Origin of the sequence: Methylocystis sp. IM3, from assembly GCF_038070105.1 — a bacterium.
GTDB lineage: Bacteria > Pseudomonadota > Alphaproteobacteria > Rhizobiales > Beijerinckiaceae > Methylocystis.
In genome coordinates, this window is the sequence record NZ_JBBPBZ010000002.1 from 892,768 (window position 1) to 913,884 (window position 21,117).

20 protein-coding genes are annotated in these 21,117 nt (G+C 67.2%); 7 read left to right on the forward strand and 13 right to left on the reverse strand.

Annotated elements, in window-relative coordinates; genetic code table 11:
* Positions 1–92: 92 nt before the first annotated feature.
* Positions 93–890, forward strand: a complete 798-nt coding sequence (locus tag WOC76_RS06105) for a creatininase family protein (RefSeq protein ID WP_341108266.1) — start codon at positions 93–95, stop codon at positions 888–890.
* A gap of 88 nt (positions 891–978) precedes the next feature.
* Positions 979–1,227 (forward strand): hypothetical protein, encoded by a 249-nt coding sequence (locus WOC76_RS06110; RefSeq protein ID WP_341387670.1) that lies wholly within the window; start codon positions 979–981, stop codon positions 1,225–1,227.
* 9 nt (positions 1,228–1,236) lie between these two features.
* Here WOC76_RS06110 and WOC76_RS06115 read toward each other — a convergent pair whose 3' ends face one another.
* On the reverse strand, positions 1,237–2,793 hold the full coding sequence (locus WOC76_RS06115) for a glucan biosynthesis protein (RefSeq protein WP_341387673.1): 1,557 nt from the start codon (positions 2,791–2,793) through the stop codon (positions 1,237–1,239).
* Positions 2,790–3,380 carry a hypothetical protein gene (locus WOC76_RS06120; protein ID WP_341108262.1) on the reverse strand — a complete coding sequence of 197 codons (591 nt, stop codon included), beginning with the start codon at positions 3,378–3,380 and terminating at the stop codon, positions 2,790–2,792. Before WOC76_RS06120 ends, WOC76_RS06115 begins: the two co-directional genes overlap by 4 nt.
* Before the next feature lie 103 nt (positions 3,381–3,483).
* Here WOC76_RS06120 and WOC76_RS06125 point away from each other — a divergent pair, with 103 nt between their 5' ends.
* Together WOC76_RS06125 and WOC76_RS06130 are read left to right on the forward strand one after the other, a co-directional pair.
* On the forward strand, positions 3,484–4,629 hold the full coding sequence (locus tag WOC76_RS06125; RefSeq protein WP_341389784.1) for a type III PLP-dependent enzyme: 1,146 nt from the start codon (positions 3,484–3,486) through the stop codon (positions 4,627–4,629).
* Positions 4,630–4,856: 227 nt separating this feature from the next.
* Positions 4,857–5,393 (forward strand): GNAT family N-acetyltransferase, encoded by a 537-nt coding sequence (locus tag WOC76_RS06130; RefSeq protein WP_341108839.1) that lies wholly within the window; start codon positions 4,857–4,859, stop codon positions 5,391–5,393.
* A gap of 85 nt (positions 5,394–5,478) precedes the next feature.
* Here WOC76_RS06130 and WOC76_RS06135 read toward each other — a convergent pair whose 3' ends face one another.
* The 4 genes from WOC76_RS06135 to WOC76_RS06150 form a co-directional block, all read right to left on the reverse strand.
* The gene (locus tag WOC76_RS06135) at positions 5,479–6,084 is read right to left on the reverse strand and encodes a phosphatase PAP2 family protein (protein WP_341108261.1); all 606 of its coding nucleotides are present in this window, start codon (positions 6,082–6,084) and stop codon (positions 5,479–5,481) included.
* Between the two features lie 120 nt (positions 6,085–6,204).
* Positions 6,205–8,019 (reverse strand): aminopeptidase P family protein, encoded by a 1,815-nt coding sequence (locus WOC76_RS06140; protein ID WP_341108259.1) that lies wholly within the window; start codon positions 8,017–8,019, stop codon positions 6,205–6,207.
* Between the two features lie 38 nt (positions 8,020–8,057).
* Positions 8,058–8,843 (reverse strand): hypothetical protein, encoded by a 786-nt coding sequence (locus WOC76_RS06145; protein ID WP_341108257.1) that lies wholly within the window; start codon positions 8,841–8,843, stop codon positions 8,058–8,060.
* A 54-nt stretch (positions 8,844–8,897) separates the two neighbouring features.
* A complete protein-coding gene (locus WOC76_RS06150) occupies positions 8,898–9,893 on the reverse strand; it encodes a hypothetical protein (protein WP_341108256.1) in 996 nt (331 codons plus the stop codon).
* 104 nt (positions 9,894–9,997) lie between these two features.
* Between WOC76_RS06150 and WOC76_RS06155 the strand changes: the two genes are divergently transcribed.
* A complete protein-coding gene (locus WOC76_RS06155; RefSeq protein ID WP_341108255.1) occupies positions 9,998–10,912 on the forward strand; it encodes a 50S ribosomal protein L11 methyltransferase in 915 nt (304 codons plus the stop codon).
* Positions 10,913–11,002: 90 nt separating this feature from the next.
* Positions 11,003–11,218: a hypothetical protein gene (locus WOC76_RS06160; RefSeq protein WP_341108253.1), complete on the forward strand. Its 216-nt coding sequence runs from the start codon at positions 11,003–11,005 to the stop codon at positions 11,216–11,218.
* A gap of 22 nt (positions 11,219–11,240) precedes the next feature.
* Here the strand turns inward: WOC76_RS06160 and WOC76_RS06165 are convergent, their stop codons facing one another.
* Complete coding sequence (locus WOC76_RS06165) at positions 11,241–13,442, reverse strand: hypothetical protein (RefSeq protein ID WP_341431327.1); 2,202 nt, start codon at positions 13,440–13,442, stop codon at positions 11,241–11,243.
* 267 nt (positions 13,443–13,709) lie between these two features.
* On the opposite strand from WOC76_RS06165, the gene hpnH reads away from it, so the two are divergent.
* A complete protein-coding gene (hpnH, locus tag WOC76_RS06170; protein ID WP_341108250.1) occupies positions 13,710–14,861 on the forward strand; it encodes an adenosyl-hopene transferase HpnH in 1,152 nt (383 codons plus the stop codon).
* Here the strand turns inward: hpnH and WOC76_RS06175 are convergent.
* The 6 genes from WOC76_RS06175 to hpnC all read right to left on the reverse strand — a co-directional run bounded on the left by WOC76_RS06175 (position 14,802) and on the right by hpnC (position 21,104).
* Entirely contained in the window at positions 14,802–15,536 is a 735-nt protein-coding gene (locus tag WOC76_RS06175) for a phosphorylase family protein (protein ID WP_341387683.1), read from the reverse strand. The two genes, hpnH and WOC76_RS06175, sit on opposite strands and share 60 nt — an antisense overlap.
* Positions 15,537–15,743: 207 nt before the next feature.
* Positions 15,744–17,717: a squalene--hopene cyclase gene (gene shc, locus WOC76_RS06180; protein WP_341108249.1), complete on the reverse strand. Its 1,974-nt coding sequence runs from the start codon at positions 17,715–17,717 to the stop codon at positions 15,744–15,746.
* Between the two features lie 27 nt (positions 17,718–17,744).
* Positions 17,745–18,116, reverse strand: coding sequence for a helix-turn-helix domain-containing protein (locus WOC76_RS06185; RefSeq protein ID WP_341431328.1), 372 nt, complete (start codon positions 18,114–18,116; stop codon positions 17,745–17,747).
* On the reverse strand, positions 18,113–19,366 hold the full coding sequence (gene hpnE, locus WOC76_RS06190; RefSeq protein ID WP_341431329.1) for a hydroxysqualene dehydroxylase HpnE: 1,254 nt from the start codon (positions 19,364–19,366) through the stop codon (positions 18,113–18,115). The genes WOC76_RS06185 and hpnE overlap by 4 nt, the downstream gene beginning before the upstream one ends.
* On the reverse strand, positions 19,363–20,229 hold the full coding sequence (hpnD, locus tag WOC76_RS06195) for a presqualene diphosphate synthase HpnD (RefSeq protein ID WP_341108837.1): 867 nt from the start codon (positions 20,227–20,229) through the stop codon (positions 19,363–19,365). The genes hpnE and hpnD overlap by 4 nt, the downstream gene beginning before the upstream one ends.
* A complete protein-coding gene (gene hpnC, locus WOC76_RS06200; protein WP_341431330.1) occupies positions 20,229–21,104 on the reverse strand; it encodes a squalene synthase HpnC in 876 nt (291 codons plus the stop codon). The genes hpnD and hpnC overlap by 1 nt, the downstream gene beginning before the upstream one ends.
* Between the last annotated feature and the right edge of the window lie 13 nt (positions 21,105–21,117).

The window sequence follows — 21,117 nt, forward strand, 5'->3', positions numbered from 1 at the left end:
AGCCCGATAGAAATTTTTGCATCCGCGGGCCCGTCCGCAAGACGCCGGGCCGCGCCTTTGACCTTTCGGGCGCCATAAGGCTTAAATCGCGCATGCTGCCTTCGCGCTTCTGGTCCGAGCTCTCTCTCCGCGACATCCGCGCCCACGACATGTCGGGCGTGATCGCCGTGCTGCCCATCGCCGCCGTCGAGCAGCATGGGCCGCATCTGCCGCTCGGCGTCGACGCCATGATCATGGAGAGCGCCATCGGGCGCGTCGCTCTGCGCCTGCCGCCGGACCTCGACGCGGTCTTTCTGCCCCTGCAAAGCGTCGGCGTGTCGCTCGAACATCGCGACTTTCCCGGCACGCTGTCGCTTTCCTTCGAGACGGCGGCCCGCATGCTCGCCGAGATCGCCGAAGGCGTGGCGCGCGCGGGTGTGAGAAAGCTCGTGCTGATGAATTCGCACGGGGGCAACTCCGCCCTCGTCGCCACGGTCGCGCTCGATCTGCGCGCGCGGCTCAATATGCTCGCGGTCACCTGCTCCTGGGCGCGATTCGGCTATCCCGACGGGCTCTTCTCCGCCGCCGAGCAGCGTCACGGCATTCATGGGGGAGAGATCGAAACCTCGCTGATGCTCGCGTTCCGTCCCGAACGCGTGGATATGGGCCGCGCCAAGAATTTCCCGCCGGCCTCGCTCGATTTCGAGCGCGACTTCGCCTGGCTGCGCGCCGACCGCCCGGCCGGCTTCGGCTGGATGGCGCAGGACCTCTCCCCCGCCGGCGCGATGGGCGACGCCTCGAAAGCCACCGCCGAAAAGGGCGAGGCCATCGCCGATTACTGGGCGACCGCCTTCATCGAGTTGCTGCGCGACGTCGAAGCCTTCGATCTGGCGCGGCTGAAAACCGAGTAGAGCCGCCGCCCAGCGTTTAGGCCCGTTGACTATGACAAGGCTTTGCACGCGAGATGCGGCGCGGGACGCCTAATAGGGAACGGTTTTCATGGAGTTCACTCATCCGTTGGCGCGCGGAGCGAAGGTCTGGACGGCCCAGCTCGGGAACGGGGAGACCAGACGCATTCTCGTGATCGTCACCAATGCTGCGCTCGACCCCGAAAACAAGCGGTACAACTCCGAGACGATCGAGCGCCTCACCGCCGCCGCGCAGGACTATCTGGAGGATACGCGCGAGGCGGACGGCTTTCTTCTCGCCAACCGCCTGCGCGATTGGGAGAATTCAAGAGACCGTTGAGGCGCGCCGTCAGGTCGCCGAGGGCGGCGACCAGGGCAGCGTCCAGGTTTCCGTGAGCGTGCGGCCGTTGGCGCGCAGGAACAGGCGCAGATCCGCCGTATCGCCCGGCTTCACGGTCACGTCGAACAGCGCGCGCAGACCGTCGATATGCGGATTGGCGATGACGCTGGCGCGCAGCACCTGACCCTTCGAGCTTGTCGCCACCGCTTCGACCTGCGAGGGATCAGCGACATAATAGGCGAGATCGCCGCCCGCGAAATCGACGAGGAACCGCCGCGCGCCGGGATCGTAGGGCTCGGAAGAGCCCAGCGCCCGCGCCTGCGCCTCGAATGTATGCAGCACGCGGCCGTTGGGCGCGAGGCGCGGCATGTCGAGTCCCGCGGTGATTCGATAGCCATAGTCGAAGGGCTTGCTGGGCTCCGGCGGCGTGGCGGGGGTCCAGCTCGCGACGATATTGTCGTTGGTTTCGTCCGGCGTCGGCAGTTCGATGAGTTCGACGCAGCCCGCGCCCCATTCGCCCGCGGGCTCCACGAAATAGCTCGGCCGGTTCTGATAGGCGAGATCGAGGTCCTGATAGGACTCGAAGGTGCGGTCGCGCTGCAACAGACCGAAACCGTGCGGATTATGGTCGAGGAACGACGACATACGCTCCCGGGCGGGATTGCCGAGCGGCCGCCAGAGCCATTCCTCCGAGCCATTGTGAACGAGCAGGCCGTCCGAATCGTGAATCTCGTCGCGGAAGCCGTCGCGGATGCGACGGTCGTTTTCGCCGGTGAGATACATGGAGGTGAGCGGCGCGAGGCCGAACTTCACGCCCGCGCGGCGCGGAAACAGCGTCGCCTGCACGTCGAGCGTGCTCTCCTGCCCGACGCCGAGATCGAAACGATAGGCGCCGGTCGCGGCTTCGCCGTCGAGAAGCGCGTAAATGGTCGCGCGATTGCTCCCCTGCGCCGGCGTCTCCACCCAGAATTCGCGGAAGAAGGGGAAGGTCTCGCGATTCGTTCCCGCCTCGACGCAAAGCGCGCGGGCCGAGAGCCCATATTGCTGGTCGCGGCCGAGAAATCGGAAATAGCTCGCGCCGAGGAAGGAAATCGCCTCGTCCTGAACATGCGGGTCGTTGACCGGATAATGCAGCCGGAAGCCCGCGAAGCCGGTGTTGATCCCGAGGCTGTCGCCGGCCTTGAGGCGCCCATAGTCGAACATCGCGGGGGAATAGGGAATCGGCGCGGCGATGCCGTCGCGGATCGTGTTCACCGTGACGGCACGTCGATAGAGAAAGCCCAGATGGAAGGTCTCGAGCCGGAAGCCGCCTGCGAGATTGGAAAAAAGCGCGTGGTCGCGTTTGAAGCGAATGTCGCGCCACGTGTCGAAGTCGAGCGACTCGAACGGCCCGGGCAGGCGCGGCGTCACATCCTCGAAGGGAGCCGCGGCGAGCGCGCGGGCGCGCTGGAGCACGTCGTCGAAGCCGAATCTCGGCGCCGGGCTTTGGCCGTAGGCCGGCAGGACGCATTGAGCGCCCGTTGCGGCGAGGGCGCCGATCATCTGGCGCCGGGTGATGTCGCTCATTCTGGGATACCGGAAATGCCTACAATCTCCGCATTTTCACATGCGGCCGCCCTAAGCTGCTCTAGCGAGAACGCGCCCTTTGCGCAAGCAGCGACGCCCGCGATCCCGGCTTTGGCGCGCCCGGCCGCGCCTTCGTTGCAACGCACATCAAAAATGTCCTGACGTGAGTCAAAAAAATTCTTGTCTTCGCTGTGAAAGCGCGTATCTACAGTTTTGCCCAAATCGCACGTGCCTGTGGTCGTGTGTCGGTCGGCGGGGATCCGGACAAGAGGCCGGTCAACCGCCCGAGAAAAACCGGCAGCCGGAGGCGAACCGGCGAACTCCGCCCTCAGCGGAGGATCGCGACTTAAAGCAACGACGGACCGGGCTTTTTTGGTCTCTGTCGGCCCTCCAAAGGTCGGCTTACCGAAGAGGCTTGTCTTTCTTGCCGGGCGTGCGGAAAGGGATCCTTCCCCTTCCAATCGATGGCTGATCGGATCGTGGCGACATGCGCTTGCGCGCGTGTCCGTCTGCGTCCCGAAAAGCCAACGGCGCATCACCGGATCGTTCGCGCGCAAGCGTGAAGCGATCCTGGATTGCTGGCGCATCGCCGTTCGTCGCGTCTCCACCGCGCGCGAGCGAAGGACGTCGTGCATCCGCCGAAGCAACTGGTTCCTGGCGCGCTACGCGCCCTTCGAAGGGGATGCCGCAATGACCGACCGTATCCACGAATTCCTCGCCGAGCGTCGCCGCGCCGGTCGCGACACGGGCCCCTGCCTGGTCGTCGATCTCGACGTGGTGCGCGAGAACTATCTCGGCTTCGCCAAGGCGCTGCCCGACACGCGCGTCTTCTACGCCGTGAAGGCCAATCCGGCGCCGGAAGTGCTGTCGCTGCTCGCCACTCTCGGCTCCTGCTTCGACACGGCCTCGGTTCCCGAGATCGAGCAGACGCTCGCCGCCGGCGCCACGCCCGACCGCATTTCCTTCGGCAATACGATCAAGAAGGAGCGCGACGTCGCGCGCGCCTATGAGCTCGGCATTCGTCTCTTCGCGGTCGACTGCGTCGAAGAGGTCGAGAAGATCGCGCGCGCCGCTCCGGGCTCGAAGGTGTTCTGCCGCATTCTCTGCGACGGCTCCGGCGCGGAGTGGCCGCTGTCGCGCAAGTTCGGCTGCGTTCCCGAGATGGCGACGCAGGTGCTCGAACATGCGCATCGCCTCGGCCTGCAGGCCTATGGCGTGTCCTTCCATGTCGGCTCGCAGCAGACCGATCCGCGCAAGTGGGACGGCGCGCTGAAGTCGGCGGCGGATATCTTCCGCGAGCTCGCTGAGCGCGGCATCACGCTCCAGATGGTCAATCTCGGCGGCGGCTTCCCGACGAAATATCTCAAGAACGTCCCGGCCGTGAAGCAATATGGCAATGCGATCTTCCGCGCCCTGTCGAAGCATTTCGGCAACCGGATTCCGGAGACGATCATCGAGCCGGGCCGCGGCATGGTCGGCAACGCCGGCATGATCGAGGCGGAGGTCGTGCTCATCTCGAAGAAATCGCAGGCCGAGGACGAACTGCGCTGGGTCTATCTCGACATCGGCAAGTTCAACGGCCTCGCCGAGACGATCGACGAGATGATCCGCTATCCGATTCGCACGGAAGCCGACGGCGCCCCGACGGCGCCTTGCGTCATCGCCGGGCCGAGCTGCGATTCGGTGGACGTTCTCTACGAGAAAGCGCCCTATCTTCTGCCGGTGTCGCTCGAGATCGGCACGAAGGTGCTGATCGAAGGAACGGGCGCCTATACGACCACCTATTCGGCGGTCGGCTTCAACGGCTTCCCGCCGCTCGAGACCTTCATCATCTGACGCCCTGCGATTCGGGTGAGGCCGCGCAGCTGCAAGAGATGAGCGGCCTCCAGTGCACGCCCCTCTCCCGCTTGCGGGAGAGGGAATAAATCGCGTCTTCCATGTAACCAGTCCCGTACGGCCGGCGCTCCCGACGCGCCAGGCGCGAGGGTCGCTTGTCCTCTCGAAGGGAGGAACAGATGGCCTTTGATCTTGCCTTCTCCCACTGCGCCGCCGTGGCGCCGGCCATGCCGGTCGAGCGCGCATTCGCCATTCTCGACGAGACGGCCGCGGATGTCCCGGCCCGCGAGGCGCTGCTCGATTCGGCTTTCGGGCCGGCGCGTTTTCTCAAGACCTGCGAGCGGCTGCGCGAAGGACGCGCGCCCGCGCCGGGGCTCGCGCTCGTCGCCCGGGATGATGAAGCGGAGCTGATCGCGACGATCAGGTTATGGCCCGTGGACGCAGGCGGCCGCCCGGCGCTGCTGCTCGGTCCGCTCGCGGTCGCCGAACAGGCGCGCTCGCTCGGCCTCGGAGCCGCGATGATCCGCGAGTCGCTCGCCAGGGCGCGGGCGCTCGGGCATCGGGCTGTCCTGCTCGTCGGCGACGCGCCCTATTACCGCCGCTTCGGCTTCGAGCGCCGCTTTACGGAAACGCTGAGTCTGCCCGGCCCGGTCGAACGCGCGCGCTTTCTGGGGCTCGAACTTGTTCCGCATGCGCTGGACGGCGCGGCGGGTCGCGTGCGGCCGGCGCCCGCAGCGCCCGACCACTTGCGGCACGCCGCCTGATTATTTGCGCGCGAGTCCCCTTTCCCCGCAGGCGAGGAGAGGGGACGGCCGCGGCCCTTGTCGAAGGCGCGCAAGTGCCTGTTTGCTAGAAATAACCCAGCGCACAGCGCGAGAGCGGGAAGGCGAGGGCGGCGCCGAGCGCGACGCCGGCGACCACGTCGCTCGGATAGTGGTGGGCCGTGGCGATTCGCGACCAGGCCATGGACAAAACGAGAAGCGCGGCCGATAGCGTCATCGCCGGCCAGGCGAGGACGATGGGCGCGAGCACGCCCGTGATCGTCATGGCGTGGCCGCTCGGAAAGGAATGCTCGTCGAGCGTCTTCAGGAGCGAGGGCAGGCGCGCATCGACATGGAAGGGCCGCTTGCGGCAAAAGCGGCGCTTGATCACGGGGTAGAGAATGTGCAGCAGCGCGGCGTTGGCGCCGGCGAGCGCGACCACGCGCCACCCCTGCGTCCCCAGCCCGTAAAAAACGATCACGAGGAGGATCGGGTAGATCCAGCCATTGCCGAGCTTGCTCACGCCGATGGCGAGAGGGCGGATGAGTTTCGGCCGCGCCGAGCGGGAGAAGAGATGAACCGCCGCGAGATCCGCATCGAGAAACCGTCGAAGCCAGCGGCCATGAAGGCCATCCTGCGGGAAGGATGACGCGTCGCGCGTCAGCTTCGCCGCCAAATCCGTCGTAAACGCCATGATGCAAGGCTAGGAGCCTCGCGCTGCGTTTTCGCGACGATGCGGCTTCGGTTCGGTGACGGTTGGATGGAGCCTTTGTAACGGGCGGATGATGGTTTGGCGACAGCGGCGCCTTTGCCGTCAGAGCGCCCGCGTCGCCTCCCGCAGCCATTTGCGCGTCTTCGCGTCGACGAGCGGCGACAGCGTCTTGCGCACCTGCGCGTGATAGGCGTTGAGCCAGGCGATCTCTTCCGCGCTCATGAGTTTCGGCTCGACGCAGGCAAGGTCGAAAGGCGCGAGGGTGATCGTCTCGAAGCCGTACATCTCCCGCTCGGCGCCCGCGATCTCGCGCCTTTCGACGATGACCAGATTTTCGAGCCGGATTCCATACTCGCCGGCGCGGTAATAGCCGGGTTCGTTCGAGAGAATCATGCCCGGCTGCAGGGGCGTGGTTCCAAGCTTGGAAATGCGCTGCGGCCCCTCGTGCACCGAGAGATAGGCGCCGACGCCGTGCCCCGTGCCGTGATCGAAATCGAGCCCCGCTTCCCATAAGGGACGGCGCGCGAAGGCGTCGAGCTGGGCGCCCGAGACGCCCTTGGGGAAGACCGCGCGGGCGATGGCGATATGGCCCTTGAGCACGCGGGTGAAATGATCGCGCAATTGTCGCGACGCGCGGCCGACGACGACGGTGCGCGTCACATCTGTGGTGCCGTCGAGATATTGCGCGCCGCTGTCGACGAGATAGACGCCCTTGCCGATCTTCAGATTGCTCTTTTCGGTGACGCGGTAATGCGGGATCGCCGCATGTTCGCCGAAGGCCGAGATCGTCGGGAAGGAAATGTCCCGCAAATCGCCCCCTTCGCGGCGGAAGGTCTCGAGCGCCTCGGCGGCCGTGATTTCCGTCAGGCCGCCTCTCGGCGCGGCCTCGGAAAACCAGGCGAGAAAGCGCGTCAGCGCCGCGCCGTCGCGAATATGCGCGGCGCGCGCGCCGGCGAGCTCCGCCTTGTTCTTGATCGCCTTGGGAAGGGCGGCCGGGTCGTCGGCCACACGCGGCTTGCCGCCCGCCGCGCGCAGCGTTTCGATGAGCTTCACGGGCGCCGTCGCGGCGTCGAAGAGCACGGTCTCGCCGCGCGTTCCGGCGCTCAAGAGATCGTCGATCAGCGCCGCCGGCGCCTTGACGGAAACGAGCTTCTCGAGCGTCGTGCGCGTCTTGGCGTCGAGCTTGGCGTCGTCGATATAGAGCCGCGACGCGCCGTCCTTCGGCAGCAGCGCGAAACAGAGCGCGATCGGCGTATGCGCGACGTCCGCGCCGCGAATGTTGAAGGCCCAGCAGATCGCATGGGGGTCCGACAGCAAGAGCGCATCGGCGCCGCCGAGGCCCGCCTTCAGCCGCTTGATCTTCGAGGCCGCGGTCTCGCCGGCGTAGCGCGGCGGGTGCAGCGAGACGCGACCCATCGGCTCGGGCGGACGATCCGTCCAGAGCGCGTCGACGGGATTGCTCTCCAATGGGACGAGTTCGACGCGCTTTCCCTCGAGCGCCTTGGCGAAACGTTCGATCTGGCCGCTCGTGTGCACCCAGGGATCGTAGCCGATGCGGGCGCCTTCGTCCGCGTGCTGCGCGAGCCATTGGGCGGGCGAGGTTTCCGCAATGTCGAGAGGCGTGAAGATCGAGGGGTCGATTTCCTGACGCACCTGGATCACATAGCGGCCATCAACGAAGATCGCCGCTTCCTTTTCCAGCACGATGGCGAAGCCCGCCGAGCCGGTAAAGCCCGTGAGCCAGGCCAGGCGCTCGGCGTTTTTCGGCACATATTCGTTCTGATGCGCGTCGGCGCGCGGCAGCAGATAGCCGTCGAGGGTCAGGCGCTTCAGCTCGTCGCGCAGCGCGGCGACGCGCGCGGCGCTTTCATGCGAGGAGGCGGCGTCGGCGAAGGATTGGAATTTTGCTTCGAACATGGGGCAAAGCTAGTCCGCGCGCCGCCTGCCGGCAACTGCTATGCCGCGGCCCGGGCGCGGCTCCAGGATGGAACGTAACGCAGGCAGAGCCCGCCGATCGGCGTGGCGAGGCCCGAGACGATGGCGATGTCGCTCCAGCGGGGATAGGACGGCGGCAGCGCCTGCAGGGCGAGCCCCACGGCGGAGAGGAAGTCTTCCTCCCGCGCGAAATCATGCGCGCCGAAGTCGCACACCGCCTCGCCGCCGTTTTCGGCGCCGTCGAGCAGCGTCTCCATCATGGGAATGGCCCAAGGCGCACGCTCGAGCAGCCGGCGCACGCTCGCGGCGTCGGGCGTCGGCGCGCGCCAGCGCAGCGGCGGTTCGCTCATCCGCGCCGATTCATTTTCGCCAACGAGATCGGGCAGGGCGCGCAGTTCGCGGCTGGCGATCGAGAGGCAGGCCGCCGGATGGCGCCGCCAGTCGTCGAGCGCGCCGAGCCAGATCGCCGCCTGCTGATGCAGCCGGCCGACGCCCCGCTCGCCATCCTCGGGACGAAAGCGCGCCCGCATGAAGGCGACGCCGGCGCCAATGGCTCGCGCAATGAGGCAACCGCTCCCCCGCGCGTCGATGTCGATGGCGTCGGGCTCGAAGCGGCGCAGTTCGGTGAGCCGCAGCGGGGAGAGAAAGGGGTCCCAGGCCGGATCGAGGCCGCGCGAGCGGCGTGTGATCGCGTAACCCGCTGATGCGGGCACACGGCGGTCCTCGCCCTCCGCGAGCTTGCCGTAGTGGAGGCGATGAAAGCAGAGGATGCTCGTCTCTGCGCCGGTCGGCGCGCCCGTCGACATCAGCGGGACCCTCACGAAAGCGTTACACGCCATAGGAGAGATAGGAGGGTTTTATTAAGCAAGAATTGAGAGGCCGGAATTTTCCTCCGCCCGCGCGTCGAGCTGCGCGTGGGAGAAGGTGAAGGCGCTGTCGAGCCCAAGCGCGGCGTAAAGGATCGGCTCGGCGGTCAGGAAGGGGCGCCAATATTCGCTGTAGGCGCGGGCGCCGTCGACGCCGGCGCGGCGGAACCGCCGCTCTCCGGGCTGATGCGGGTCCATGTTGGGGTTCTGGAACCGCTTGGCGAAGCCGTAAGAGGAGGCGACCGTGTAGCGAACGGAGACGCCGCCGCCCGGCTGCTCCAGCGCCCGCAGGCGATCGAGCCATGGCGCGGCGCGCAAGGATTTGCGCAGCACATGCAGTGCCACGGCCGGATCGCAGGCATAGGTGAAGGCGCTGGGGCCGAGCCGCGTGAAGAGCCGGTCATATTGCGAAAAGACCACGACGACGCGCTTCAGCCGCTTGCTGCGCGCGAGCGCCAGCCGGTCGATCAGCCGCGACAGCGTGCCGGTCCAGGCCGAGTCCTCGAGCCGCACCAGCGGCAGGACCATGACGATCGCCTCCGACTCGAGAAGCTGGCGGGCGAGTTTCGCCTTGACGTCGTTCAGGATCGCGACCTCGCCGCCATCGGGCGGCACGGCGATCTCGCCCGCCGAATCGACGATCTCCAGAAGCCAGGGGCCCCGCGTGACCACCTCCGGCGGCGCCTCGCCGTTCACGGAGAGACGAAAATAATATTCGTAAGTGTTGAGCGTGTCGGTGGCGACGCCCCCATCTGAGAAATCGCGCCTGAGGCGCTCGTAATCCCCCTGTTCGATCGAAAAGAGATCGCTGCGCCGGAAGTCGGCGGGTTCGGCGCTGAATTCGGCCTGCGAGATCGCCTGAAGGGCCGGACGCAGACGGGGCGAATAGCCGAAGGCGCTCTGGGCGACGCAATCGGTGAGAGTGGCGAGCAGAGAAGACTTGCCGCCTTTCTTCGGCCCGACGAGACAAATGGCGACTTTCTCGGTCATTTACGCTCCCTTGCGACGCCGGGACCATACAGGGCGCAGGCGACGCGGGAAAGGCGAGGGAGGAAAGGTGACGCGCGCGGCCACTCCATGCTAAGCGCGCTCCCATGCTCGAAGGTCTTCCCCCCAATGGCGCCAGCCATGTGCTGCGCCTCTCCTGCGACGAAAGCCGCGCCCGCGCCGTCGCCGACATCATCGTCGAGACATTCGACCCGACGGAAACCGCCGCCGGCGCCTTCGAGGTGGACGACGGCCCGGTCTGGTCGGTCGAGGTCTATTTCGCCGAAGCGCCGGACGAGGATGAAATCCGCGCCCTGATCGAGGCGGTGAGCGACGCCGAGACCGCCGCCCGCGCCGAGTTTTGCGAGATCGCAAAGGAAGACTGGGTGCAGAAATCGCTCGCCGGGCTCGAGCCCGTGCGCGCCGGCCGGGTGCTGGTGCACGGCGCGCATGATCGCGCGCGGCTGAGGCCCAATGACGTCGGCGTCGAGATCGAGGCGGCGCTCGCCTTCGGCACCGGCCATCACGGCACGACGCTGGGCTGCCTGCGGGCGCTTGACGGCGTCACGAAGCGCCGCCGCCCGCGGCGCGTTCTGGACGTGGGCACGGGCACCGGCGTGCTCGCCATCGCGGCGGCGAAGCTTTTGCGCCAGAAGGTCGCCTGCGGCGACATCGATCCCGTGGCGGTCGAGACCGCCCGCGCCAACGCCATCGCCAATGGCGCAGTCGCCTTCGTGCGGCCGGTCGTGGCGACGGGGCTGCGTCACGGCGATATGGGCGGACGCTACGATCTGATCTTCGCCAATATTCTCGCCAAGCCCCTGCGGCTGCTCGCGCCCTCGATCGCCCGCGCCGCCGCGCCGGGCGCGGAGCTGGTGCTGTCCGGCCTTCTGGCGCGCGACGTCGCGGGCGTTCTCGCGGCCTATCGCGGGCAAGGGTTCTATCTCGCCCGGCGCGGCGACATCGACGGCTGGGCGACGCTGGTTCTCAGCAAGGGACCAAGGCGCCGGCCGACCATTTAGCGAGGGCTGCGCAACCAAACCGCCGCGAGCGCATTAAGCAGGCGCGGCCTCGTCCTGGGGCCGCAAATTGTCTCGAAAAGGGAAAAGCTTATGCGCAAACTGTTCGTTGCGGTCGCGGCGGCCGCCTGTCTCGTTCCCCTGGCGGCGTCCGCCCGCCCGATCGACGGCGCCGCCAGCCTCTACTCGCAGGCCAGGAACTTCACGCCGATCGAGGAAGCCGCCTGCCAGGGATGGGGGCGCTGGTGTCCGCCGGGCTATGTGCGCGCCTGCGGTCCTTACCGGTGCTGGTGCCGTCCCTGCCGCTGAGCGGACAGCTTCCCGCGGCGGATCAGGGCGCCGGCTCGGCGCCCTCTTCGGCCGAGGCGGGTTCGGGCGAGAGATAACGCTCCAGCGCGGTGGGGCGCCGCCGCCGCGCGCGGGCCAGAACGGGGTCGCTGTAATAGGCGCGGGGGCCATTGGCGAGGCTATCGAGACCCAAACGCGCCGCGCGGGCGCGGGGCTTCATCGCCGCGTAGAGCCGGGCCTCGACCTGCGAGATGGTGACATTGTCCACCACATAGACGCCGCGGCGGTCGACATGGGCGATCTCGTCGCGCACCAGCCGGTTGAGAATGGCGACGAGATTGTCGCGCACATTGGGCGCGAGCAGAAGCAGCGAGGCGTCCTGGGGATCGATTTCGCTCATGTCGCCGTGAACCGGCCGCGCGGCGCGCAGCATGGTTTTCATGGCGCGGACTTCGACCGGCTCCTCCTCGTCGTCGGTCAGATCCATCGGCGTCATGAACTGGCGCCGCTCGCGCGCCTCGAAGCCGCGTTTGAAGATTTCCGACAGGAACTTCATGATGAACAGGAAGGCGTCCTGCGCCATGGCGACGCCGATCGCCATGGTCGAATCGGGCGTGAAGCTCCAGAAGGCTTCCCGCGCCAGTTCGAACTTGTTGCGCTCGGTCGAGTGCGCGCGCAGATAGGCGTCGCTCTTCTTCAAGAGCTCGCGCACGTCCTCGTCGCTCAAGCCCACCGACTTGCCGGCGACGACGCAGGCGTCGACGAGCCCCTTCGCGGCGTTGAAGCCATTGGCGGCGGCGCTCCTGTCCGACGCGGGGGCGGCGCGGATTTTCGCGACGATGGCGTTGAGCTCGTCGCGCAGCCCGCCGTCGAGACTGCATTTGGCGTCGAAGGCGGCGCGCGCCGCGATCGTCTCGTCGCGCGCCGACAGGAGATCGCGCGCGGCGCCCTGCGGCTCGCAGGCGAAGTCGTGGGCCACGGAGGCGGGCAGGGCGTTCGACTGGCGCGCAGCGGCGAGGATCGGCTCACAGAGCGGCCTGATCTCGCGCGCTTTCGCCCAGGTCGGCTCGACCCGCAACTGGTCGCGTAGCGCCGTGAGGTCGCGCAGCGTCGCGTCGAGGTCGAGCGCCGCCTCGCCTTTCGGAACGGGTTTTCTGGCGGCGACGCCGGCCAGTTCGGCCTTCTGCTTGAGGGCGATGGACTGGGCGGCGAGCGCGTCGCGCTTCCTGAGCGCGCTGGCGCGCTCGTTCATCGGCCCGGCGAGCGTCTGTCGGATCGCCGCCGCGCGTCGGTTCGCCTCCTCGGCCTTGATGCGATGCGTGCGGCAGTTCGGCCCGCACACCGCGCCGCGATTGTCGAGCCCGTGCTCGGCGTCCACGGCGAGCTGCTCCTCCTGACGGGCGGTCGCGTTGAGGGCCGTGATTTCTTCCTGCTTGGATTTGATGATGGCGTCGAGACTGGCGACGGTCTTTTCGAGCGTCGTCATCTCGGCCCGCGCCTCGTCATATTGGCGGCTCGCCGTCTGGGCGCTTTCGAGCTCCGCCGCGACCTGCTGCGCGGCCTTGGCGAGGATCGCCTGCTGCGCCTCCTGATTCTTGCGGATCGCCTCGCGCAGCGCCGGACCCGCGGCGCGGGCCGTGTCGATCAGGGCGTCGAGCGACTCGAGATAGCTCCTGAAGGAGGGGTCGGCGACCATTCGGGCGGAGGCCGCCTCATAGGCCGCGTTGATCTGTTTCGTCGCCGGCAGCACGACGTTGGCGGCCAACTCCATGGGTTGCAGCTCGGCGACGATCTTGCGCGAGCTGAGCTTGAAAATATTGTTGTAATAATAGGTGAAGGAGAAAAAGGCGGAGATCGAGAACACGAAGACGAAGACCGCCGCCGTGACGAGCGTCTTCACGAGCATGCGCTCGCGCGCCATGCGCCGCCTCGCGATGAGCGCCGCGAGGTCGGCGCCGAGCGACCAGGAGGTCGAGGCGAGCATGACGAGAATGGCCGTCGTGGCGACGAGCGTGCCGACAATGCCGACAATATCGCCCGGCTCCTTCTGCATGATGTCGATCATGCCCGAGGAGGTCGTATAGAAGACCCACGCCAGCACCGGGAGCGTCACCGCCATGCCGACGCGCCCGAGGTCGATCTCCCCCGCCCAGAAGCGTCTCGCCGGCGCAAGGAGCGCCCTCAGGGAGACGATGCGGCGGGAAGCGGGGCTTTCAGGGCGCGCAGGCGGGCTCGCGACGGTCATGGAAAAAGCTCGCTCCTCGAATCTCCGGCCCTGCTGCCCCAAGGGTTCCCGGTTGATGGGACGGAAATGAGACCTATTTGCACTTTTTCGCAAGCCGTCGCGTCGAGCGCCCGCAAAGAGGCGCCGTGGGGGCGCGGCGGGCCGGGTTTTCCTCCTTGGTCTTTCGTGTTAGAGGGCCAAGTCGGCGCGACGCTCGCGGCAGGACGCGCGCCGGCGCCTCTTGTCTCGCGGCCCCTTGAAGGTTCGCGCAACAAACAGGAACAAGCCGTGTCCATACCTTTCCGTTACGTTGCGAAGATCGGCGCCTATATCGTCAAGCAGCATCTTCTAGGCAGAAAACGCTATCCTCTCGTCCTGATGCTGGAGCCGCTGTTTCGCTGCAATCTCGCCTGCGCGGGTTGCGGCAAGATCGATTATCCCGACCATATTCTGAACAAGCGCCTGTCCGTCGAGGAATCGCTGGCCTCGGTCGATGAGTGCGGCGCGCCCGTGGTGGTCATCGCCGGCGGCGAACCGCTCCTGCACAAGGACCTGCCGCAGATCGTCGAGGGCATCGTCAAGCGCGGCAAATTCGCCATCGTCTGCACCAATGCGCTGTTGCTCGCCAAGAAGATCGACCAGTACAAGCCCTCTCCCTATTTCACCTGGTCGATCCATCTCGACGGCGACAGGGAGATGCACGACCGCGCCGTGAGCCAGGACGGCGTCTACGAGCGCGCGGTCGAGGCGATCAAGCTCGCCAAGGCCAAAGGCTTCCGCGTCACCACCAACAGCACGTTCTTCGCCGACGCCGATCCGGAGCGCGTCGCCAAATTCCTAGACGAGACGACCGCGCTCGGCGTCGACGGCATGACGGTCTCGCCCGGCTACGCCTATGAGCGCGCGCCGGACCAGACCCACTTCCTCAATCGGCAGAAGACGAAGGAACTGTTCCGCGCCATCCTGCGCCGCGGGCGCGGCGGCAAGGCCTGGGAGTTCCAGCAGTCGGGCCTGTTCATGAATTTCCTCGCCGGCAACGAGAGCTATCTCTGCACGCCCTGGGGAAATCCGCTGCGCACGGTCTTCGGCTGGCAGCGTCCCTGCTATCTTCTCGGCGAAGGCTATGTGCCGACCTTCAAGCAACTGATGGAAGAGACGAACTGGGACGCCTATGGCGTCGGCAACTACGAGAAATGCGCCGACTGCATGGTGCATTGCGGCTTCGAGCCCTCGGCCGTGGCCGATTCGGTGCGTCGCCCCTGGAAGGCCGCCATGATCGCCCTCTTTGGCGTTCGCACCGACGGTCCCATGGCGCCCGACATCTCGCTCGAGAATCAGCGCCCGGCCGAATATGTCTATGACGAGAACATCGCCAAGCTCTCAGAGATCCGTGAGCACGAGGCGAAGAAGCGGTCCGAGGAGCGGCCCACAGCGGCTTAAGGACCCGAAGGCCGCGCGGGAATCGAGCCCGGCCATCATCAATCCGCCAATCTGACGGGGCGCGCGAATCAGTTCGCGCGCCACTGTTTTTCCGCACACGTCGCCTTCGGGCGTCAGCGCCTTGGCGGCGAGCGACGGCAATCCGCGCAGGGCGGGGTCGCTGATCGCGCGCACCACGGCGAAAGGGATGCCCCGGTCGCGGGCGAATTCGGCGGCGAGATGCGATTCCATATCGACGGCCGCGGCCTGCGACCGCTCGCGCAGGCGCGTCTTGGCGTGGCGATCCATCGCCGGCTGATCGACGCCGACAATGGCGCCGGAGATCGTCTTGCACCCCCTCGCGGCCGCGCCTTCGGCGAGCGCATCGGAGAGACGCGCGTGGGTTTCGTGGCGGTCGTCGCCCGAAACGACTGTATCGGCGATCATGAGGTCGCCCGGCCGCAGGGCGTGATCGAGCCCTCCGGCGAGACCGAAACTGACGACGGCGGCGAAGCGGCGCCCCTGGAGGAGATCAAGCTCGGCGCGCAGTTTGAGCACATTCGCGCCGCTGCAAATGGCGACGACGCCCTCGCCCGCCACACAGGCAGCCTCGCGCTTCATGCCGGTGAGAACGAGGATCGGGCCCGGCGCCGGAACGCTGGCCGCCTCTCTGCGGCGGCTCTGAACCAGCGTCATGGGCCTCTCCCTGTTTCGTGACCGTCGCCTTAACTCCCCTCTTTCCGAGGGCGAAGTCAACGGCTGACCAGCAAGCGGGTCGTCATTAGTGAATTGGGCTCAGCGATCGCCGCCGGCAAATGCCTCTCGTTCACGCGCTCCCACTGGGTATGCGCACTTGGCGTGCGCACTTCCCCGTCACGGAGCGCTCACGCCCGGCGCCGGGGCTTACAGCCCCACGGTCACCAGCTTGCTGTTCGTGCCCACCAGATTGCGGTAGCGCGCCAGCGCCCACAGCGGGAAGAATTTCGCATAGCCGTGGTAGCGCAGATAGAAGACGCGCGGGAATCCGGTGGCGGTGAAGCGCGCCTCGTTCCACAGGCCGTGTTCGGCCTGCGTCGCCTGTAGGTAGGCCACGCCGCGCGCGACGGCCGGATGCTCCACATCGCCCGAGGCCATCAGGGCGAGCAGCGCCCAGGCCGTTTGCGAGGCGGTCGAGGGCGCTTGCTCATAGCCCTTGTAATCGAGCTTGTAGCTCACAAGATCCTCGCCCCAGCCGCCGTCGGGATTCTGGATCGAGACCAGCCAATTCACCGCGCGGCGATAGGCGTCATGGTCATGCGGCAGGCCGGCGGCGTTGAGCGCGCAGAGCGCCGACCATGTTCCATAGATGTAATTGGCGCCCCAGCGGCCGAACCAGCTGCCGTCTTTCTCCTGGTCCTTGATGATGTAATCGACGCCGCGCTTCAGACAGTCGCTCGTCTCCGCCGTCTCGCCGAGCTGGGCGAGGAGCGAGATGCAGCGGGCCGACACGTCGACGGTCGGCGGATCGAGCAGCGCGCCATGATCGGCGAAGGGAATGTGGTTGAGGTAGTGATAGGCGTTGTCCGCGTCGAAGGCGCCCCAGCCGCCGTTCTTCGACTGCATGCCGACGATCCACTCCTTCGCGCGGGCGATGCGCTCGGCGTAGGGCTTGGCGCTCTCATTGGCGGTGAGCCGGTCCATGGCGGTCGCGACGACGGCCGTGTCGTCCACATCCGGATAATAGGCGTTGGCGTATTGGAAGGCCCAGCCGCCGGGCCGCAGGTCCGGGCGCTGGACCGCCCAGTCGCCCTTCACGTCGAGCACCTGAAGCGGCGCGAGCCAGTCGAGCGCCTGGCGCGCACGCTCGCGGGCATCCGGGTCGCCGGTCTCCAGTAGCGCATGGGCGACAAGCGAGGTGTCCCACACCGGCGAGACGCAGGGCTGGCAATAGGCTTCCGTTTCGTTGACCACGAGCAGGCGCTCGATCGATTCGCGCGCGTCCTTCACGCGCTGGTCGCTCTCGGGCGCGCCGAGCACGTCGTACATCAGCAGGCTGTTGACCATCGCCGGGAAGATGGCGCCGAGGCCGTCGACGCCGTTGAGGCGCTCGGTCGTCCATTTTTCGGCAAGTTCGATCGACAGTTCGCGCGACCGCTTCGGCATGTGGGGTTCGAGAACCCGCAGCAGCTTGTCGATCTCGCCGAAGATATGCGCCCAGGGCCAGGTCTGGTGCTCGCCCTTCGGCCAGACTTTCACCTCCTCGGGCGGCGTCACGAAAAGCTCCTGGATGCGGACGCCCTTGGGATTTTTCGCCTTTGGCTTTTTCGTCATCAGAACCAGCAGGGGCACGAGCACCGTGCGGCCCCAATAGGAGATCTTGTCGAGGTGGAAGGGGAACCACTTCGGCAGCAGCATGATCTCGATCGGCATCACCGGCACGCCGCGCCAGGGGATTTCGCCATAGAGCGCGAGCAGCGAACGGGTGAAGACATTGCTCGTCGCCGCGCCGCCATGCGCGAGAATGGCGCTTCGGGCGCGCACCATATGCGGCGCCTCGATGTCGTCGCCGATCATCTTGAGCGCGAAATAGGCTTTCACGCTGGCGCTGATGTTGAAGTCGCCGTCCTGGAAGAGCGGCCAGCCGCCGTGGCGCTCGCTTTGCGTGCGGCGCAGATAGACGCCGATCTTGCGCTCCAGTTCGGCGTCGACGGGCTCGGCGCGGAAATGGCGCATCAGCACATATTCGGCCGGAATGGTGGTGTCGGCCTCGAGCTCGAAGCACCAATGGCCGTCGGTCTTGCCGAGCGCAAGCAGCGCGCGCTTGGCGTTCTGGATGCTCGCCTCCAGCGCCTCGGCGCCGACGGGAGCGTAGGTTTCAATGCGCGCGGCTGCGGTCATCGTAAATTCCCTTTAAGTCATGCGGTCTCAGGCGATGCGCAGCGTCGCTGTTTTTCCAGCGCCGGCATGAGGCCTGATGTTGATTTCAACGTCCCGTCCGAGGGCGACGAGGAAGCGCAAAAGCCGCTCCACCGAGAACTGCCTGAAGTCTCCATGCAGCATCTTCGAGACATCGGGCTGCCTGACGCCGAAGAGCCGCGCCGCCTCGATCTGCTTGAGGCCGCGCTCTTTGAGCAGCGCGTCGATCCTGCCGACGAGCTGCGCCTTGAGGAGATGGTCCTCGGCGGCTCTTTGAGGTGAAAGCGGGTCGTCCATCGGCTCGGGTGAGAAGTCGGTCGCCTCCGGTCCGGCGGGCGGCCGAACGGCGTTTCGGTTATAGTGATTTGACCATATGGTCAAGGAGCCTTCGCGCATCCAGCGAGCGCCGCCGCCTTGTATCCCGAGCGGATCGAACCCTCGATCGTCGCGGGGAGGCCCGTCGCCGTCCAGTCGCCGGCGAGGAAGAGATTGCGCCAGGCGGTTTCGGCGCCGGGGCGGCGCGCTTCCTGCGCCGGCGTCGCGGCGAAGGTTGCGCGCTTTTCCTTCACGATCTGCCAGGGGGGAAGATCGCGGGGAAGCCCCGTCGCGGCGGCGACCTCGGCCCAGATCTGCCCGGCGAGCGCCTCGCGCGGCTCCTCGATCAGCCGGTCGGCCCCGCTGATCGTGACCGAGAGCCTGTCATCGAAGGCGAAGAGCCACTCGGAAACCGAGCCGACCATGCCGAGCAGCAAGGGCTGGCCGGGCGGCGGCGCGATCTTGAAATGGACATTGAGGATTGCGCGATAGTCGTCGGGCGCGACCAGCTTGGGCACGAGCTCGGTCGCGCTCCAGGGGGGGACGGCGAGCACGACGCTGTCCTCTTCGCCAAGCGCAATATCCTCCCCCGCGAAACGCAGGGCGCGAACGCGGCCGTCGTCGACATCGATCTCGCGCAGCCGCGCGCCGAAGCGCGGGCTGACGCCCTGCGCTGAAAGTTTTGCGAGCGCCGGCTCGATGAAGGCGTGGCCGAGCCCGCCCCTGGCGACGAGCGGCCGGCAGGCGGCGCCGCCTGCGGCGAGCGTTTCGCGCAGCACGGCGCCCGCCAGCGTCGCCGACGCCTCGGTGGGCTCGGTGTTGAGGGCGGAGAGCATCACCGGGCGCCAGAGCTTTTCAAAGAGAAGGCCATCGCAGCGCATCGTCTCGCCGATGGTCGCGCCCGCTTTGGCGAATAGCAGCCTGGCGGCGTCGAGGTAATCGAGCGGGCGCGTCTCGGGGACGCGCCTGTCGGGGACGAAAATCCACCAGGGGATTTTCGAGGCGTTGGGCCGCAACCGCCAGCGCCGGCCGGTCTCGAAATCGAGGAAGTCGAATTGGCACTCCGCGGGTCCGACGAGGGCGTCGCTCGCGCCGATGCGCGCGCCGTAATCGCGCGCCGCCCAATTTCCCGAGAGCAGCAGATGATTGCCGTTATCGATGACGAGGTCGAGCGACGGGTCGAAATAGGAGCGGCAGCGCCCGCCCGCCATGCGCGCGGCTTCATGCAGCGCCACGCGCCGGCCTTCGTCGGCGAGCCGGACGGCGCAGGAGAGGCCGGCCAGTCCCGCCCCGACGATATGAATGGTTCCGCTCACAGGAAAGCGTGTCTGAGCAGGGCGCCGATCAGCTTCACTCGCGACATGCGCACGGGGGCGCGTGGCGGCGCGAAGCCGCGCTCGGCGAGGCGGTCGAGAATGGAGCGATAGCCGGCGGCCATCAGATAAGGGGCCTTCACGCCCGATTTCGGCAGGCCCGCCATGACGAGATCGGCTTGTTCGAAATGCTCGCGCGCCCGCTGCATGACGGGCGCGCAAACGGCGTCGAGCGCCGGGCTGGCGAGCACGGCATGGGGCGCCTGGGTGGCGACGCCCGCCTCGTCTATCGCCTCGCGCGGAAGATATAGCCGCCCGCGCGCGGCGTCTTCGTCGAGGTCGCGCAGGATATTCGTGAGCTGAAGCGCGCGCCCGAGGTGATAGGCGAGAAGCTTCGGCCCCGTGGGAAGTTCGGCCGCGTCGTCCTCGACGAGGCCGAACGCGCGCACCGAGAGCCGGCCCACGGCGCTCGCGACGCGGTCGCAATAGATTTCGAGCGTCTCCCAGTCCGGCGCGCAAATGTCCTGTTCGACATCCATCATCATGCCGTCGATGATGGCCTCGAAATCGGCGCGGTCCAGCCTGAAGCGGCGCACCGGCTCGGCGAGAAAGGCGCTGCGCGGGCGAATGCGGCCGGCGTAGAGCTCGTCGAGATCGAGACGCCAGGCGTCGAGCGCCTCGCGGCGGGCGGCTCGGTCGCCCTCGTCGTCGGCGATGTCGTCGACGGCGCGGCAGAAAGTGTAGATCGCAAACATGGCGTCCCGGCGCGATGGCTCGAGAATGCGCATGGCGAGATAGAAGGAGCTCTTGACCGCAATGGTCTGCGTCTCGAGCGGCGCGATGTCGGCGATGGTTTCCATGGTCATCAGGCAGCGTCCGCAATGGCGCGGCGCGTCCGCAGGGGGCGCCGCAGCAAAGCGCCGAGCGCGCCCCTCGCGCCGGCGAGGGCGAAGCCCAGCCTGCCGGCGTGCACCTTGTCGCAGAGCGGATCAGCGACGCGCAGCCGGGCGACAAGCGTCTCGGCGAGCGCCTGAATCGCGCCCACTTCCATCGCGAGCCGGGTATCGTCGATGAGATCGGCGAAGGGACGCGCGCGATCGAGCAGCCCGGCGGTTTTCTCGTCGAGATCGCGAATTGCGGCGAGAAGCGGCGCCGGCGCGCGGGCATCTGCGAGCATCTCGACGCGTGCGCCGTGGGCGTCGAGCGCCTCGGCCGTCACATAGACGCGATCGAGGTCGCGGTAATCCTTGGCGCAATCCTGGAGGTGGTTGATCACCTGCAGCGCGGCGCAGAGCGCGTCATTCGCCGCCCAGACACGCTCGGGGTTCTCGCCGTGCACGTCGCAGACGAAACGGCCGACCGGCATGGCGGAGTAGCGGCAATAATAAATGAGGTCGTCCCAGTCGCGGTAGCGCAGATAGGTCACGTCCCGCATGAAGGCGGTGATGAGGTCGCGCGCGTGCTGGGGATCGAGCCGGCGGGCGCGGCACTCCTCGCGCAGGCGTGCGGCGACCGGCTCCTCGGGGCCGCGATTCATGAGCGCGAGATCGAGGCGCTCCAGCAGATCGAGCTTCTGCTGCGCCGAAAGGGTCGGATGGTCGGAAATATCGTCGGCGGCGCGCACGAAGTCATAGAAGGCCATGATCGGCGCGCGGTTTTGCGGCGCGATCAGGACCGAGGCGACCGGGAAATTCTCGTCGCGATGCGTCTTTCCCGAACTTGTGTCGGCGATGTCGATCATCTCAAGCAGCCAA

What these genes read in the sequence shown, in the direction of transcription:
- WOC76_RS06105 (WP_341108266.1), top strand. Translation starts at nt 93, where the DNA reads ATGCTGCCTTCGCGCTTCTGGTCCGAGCTCTCTCTCCGCGACATCCGC.
- WOC76_RS06110 (WP_341387670.1), top strand. Translation starts at nt 979, where the DNA reads ATGGAGTTCACTCATCCGTTGGCGCGCGGAGCGAAGGTCTGGACGGCC.
- WOC76_RS06115 (WP_341387673.1), bottom strand. Translation starts at nt 2,793, where the DNA reads ATGAGCGACATCACCCGGCGCCAGATGATCGGCGCCCTCGCCGCAACG.
- WOC76_RS06120 (WP_341108262.1), bottom strand. Translation starts at nt 3,380, where the DNA reads ATGCGCCAGCAATCCAGGATCGCTTCACGCTTGCGCGCGAACGATCCG.
- WOC76_RS06125 (WP_341389784.1), top strand. Translation starts at nt 3,484, where the DNA reads ATGACCGACCGTATCCACGAATTCCTCGCCGAGCGTCGCCGCGCCGGT.
- WOC76_RS06130 (WP_341108839.1), top strand. Translation starts at nt 4,857, where the DNA reads ATGCCGGTCGAGCGCGCATTCGCCATTCTCGACGAGACGGCCGCGGAT.
- WOC76_RS06135 (WP_341108261.1), bottom strand. Translation starts at nt 6,084, where the DNA reads ATGGCGTTTACGACGGATTTGGCGGCGAAGCTGACGCGCGACGCGTCA.
- WOC76_RS06140 (WP_341108259.1), bottom strand. Translation starts at nt 8,019, where the DNA reads ATGTTCGAAGCAAAATTCCAATCCTTCGCCGACGCCGCCTCCTCGCAT.
- WOC76_RS06145 (WP_341108257.1), bottom strand. Translation starts at nt 8,843, where the DNA reads ATGTCGACGGGCGCGCCGACCGGCGCAGAGACGAGCATCCTCTGCTTT.
- WOC76_RS06150 (WP_341108256.1), bottom strand. Translation starts at nt 9,893, where the DNA reads ATGACCGAGAAAGTCGCCATTTGTCTCGTCGGGCCGAAGAAAGGCGGC.
- WOC76_RS06155 (WP_341108255.1), top strand. Translation starts at nt 9,998, where the DNA reads ATGCTCGAAGGTCTTCCCCCCAATGGCGCCAGCCATGTGCTGCGCCTC.
- WOC76_RS06160 (WP_341108253.1), top strand. Translation starts at nt 11,003, where the DNA reads ATGCGCAAACTGTTCGTTGCGGTCGCGGCGGCCGCCTGTCTCGTTCCC.
- WOC76_RS06165 (WP_341431327.1), bottom strand. Translation starts at nt 13,442, where the DNA reads ATGACCGTCGCGAGCCCGCCTGCGCGCCCTGAAAGCCCCGCTTCCCGC.
- WOC76_RS06175 (WP_341387683.1), bottom strand. Translation starts at nt 15,536, where the DNA reads ATGACGCTGGTTCAGAGCCGCCGCAGAGAGGCGGCCAGCGTTCCGGCG.
- shc (WP_341108249.1), bottom strand. Translation starts at nt 17,717, where the DNA reads ATGACCGCAGCCGCGCGCATTGAAACCTACGCTCCCGTCGGCGCCGAG.
- hpnD (WP_341108837.1), bottom strand. Translation starts at nt 20,229, where the DNA reads ATGACCATGGAAACCATCGCCGACATCGCGCCGCTCGAGACGCAGACC.
- hpnC (WP_341431330.1), bottom strand. Translation starts at nt 21,104, where the DNA reads ATGATCGACATCGCCGACACAAGTTCGGGAAAGACGCATCGCGACGAG.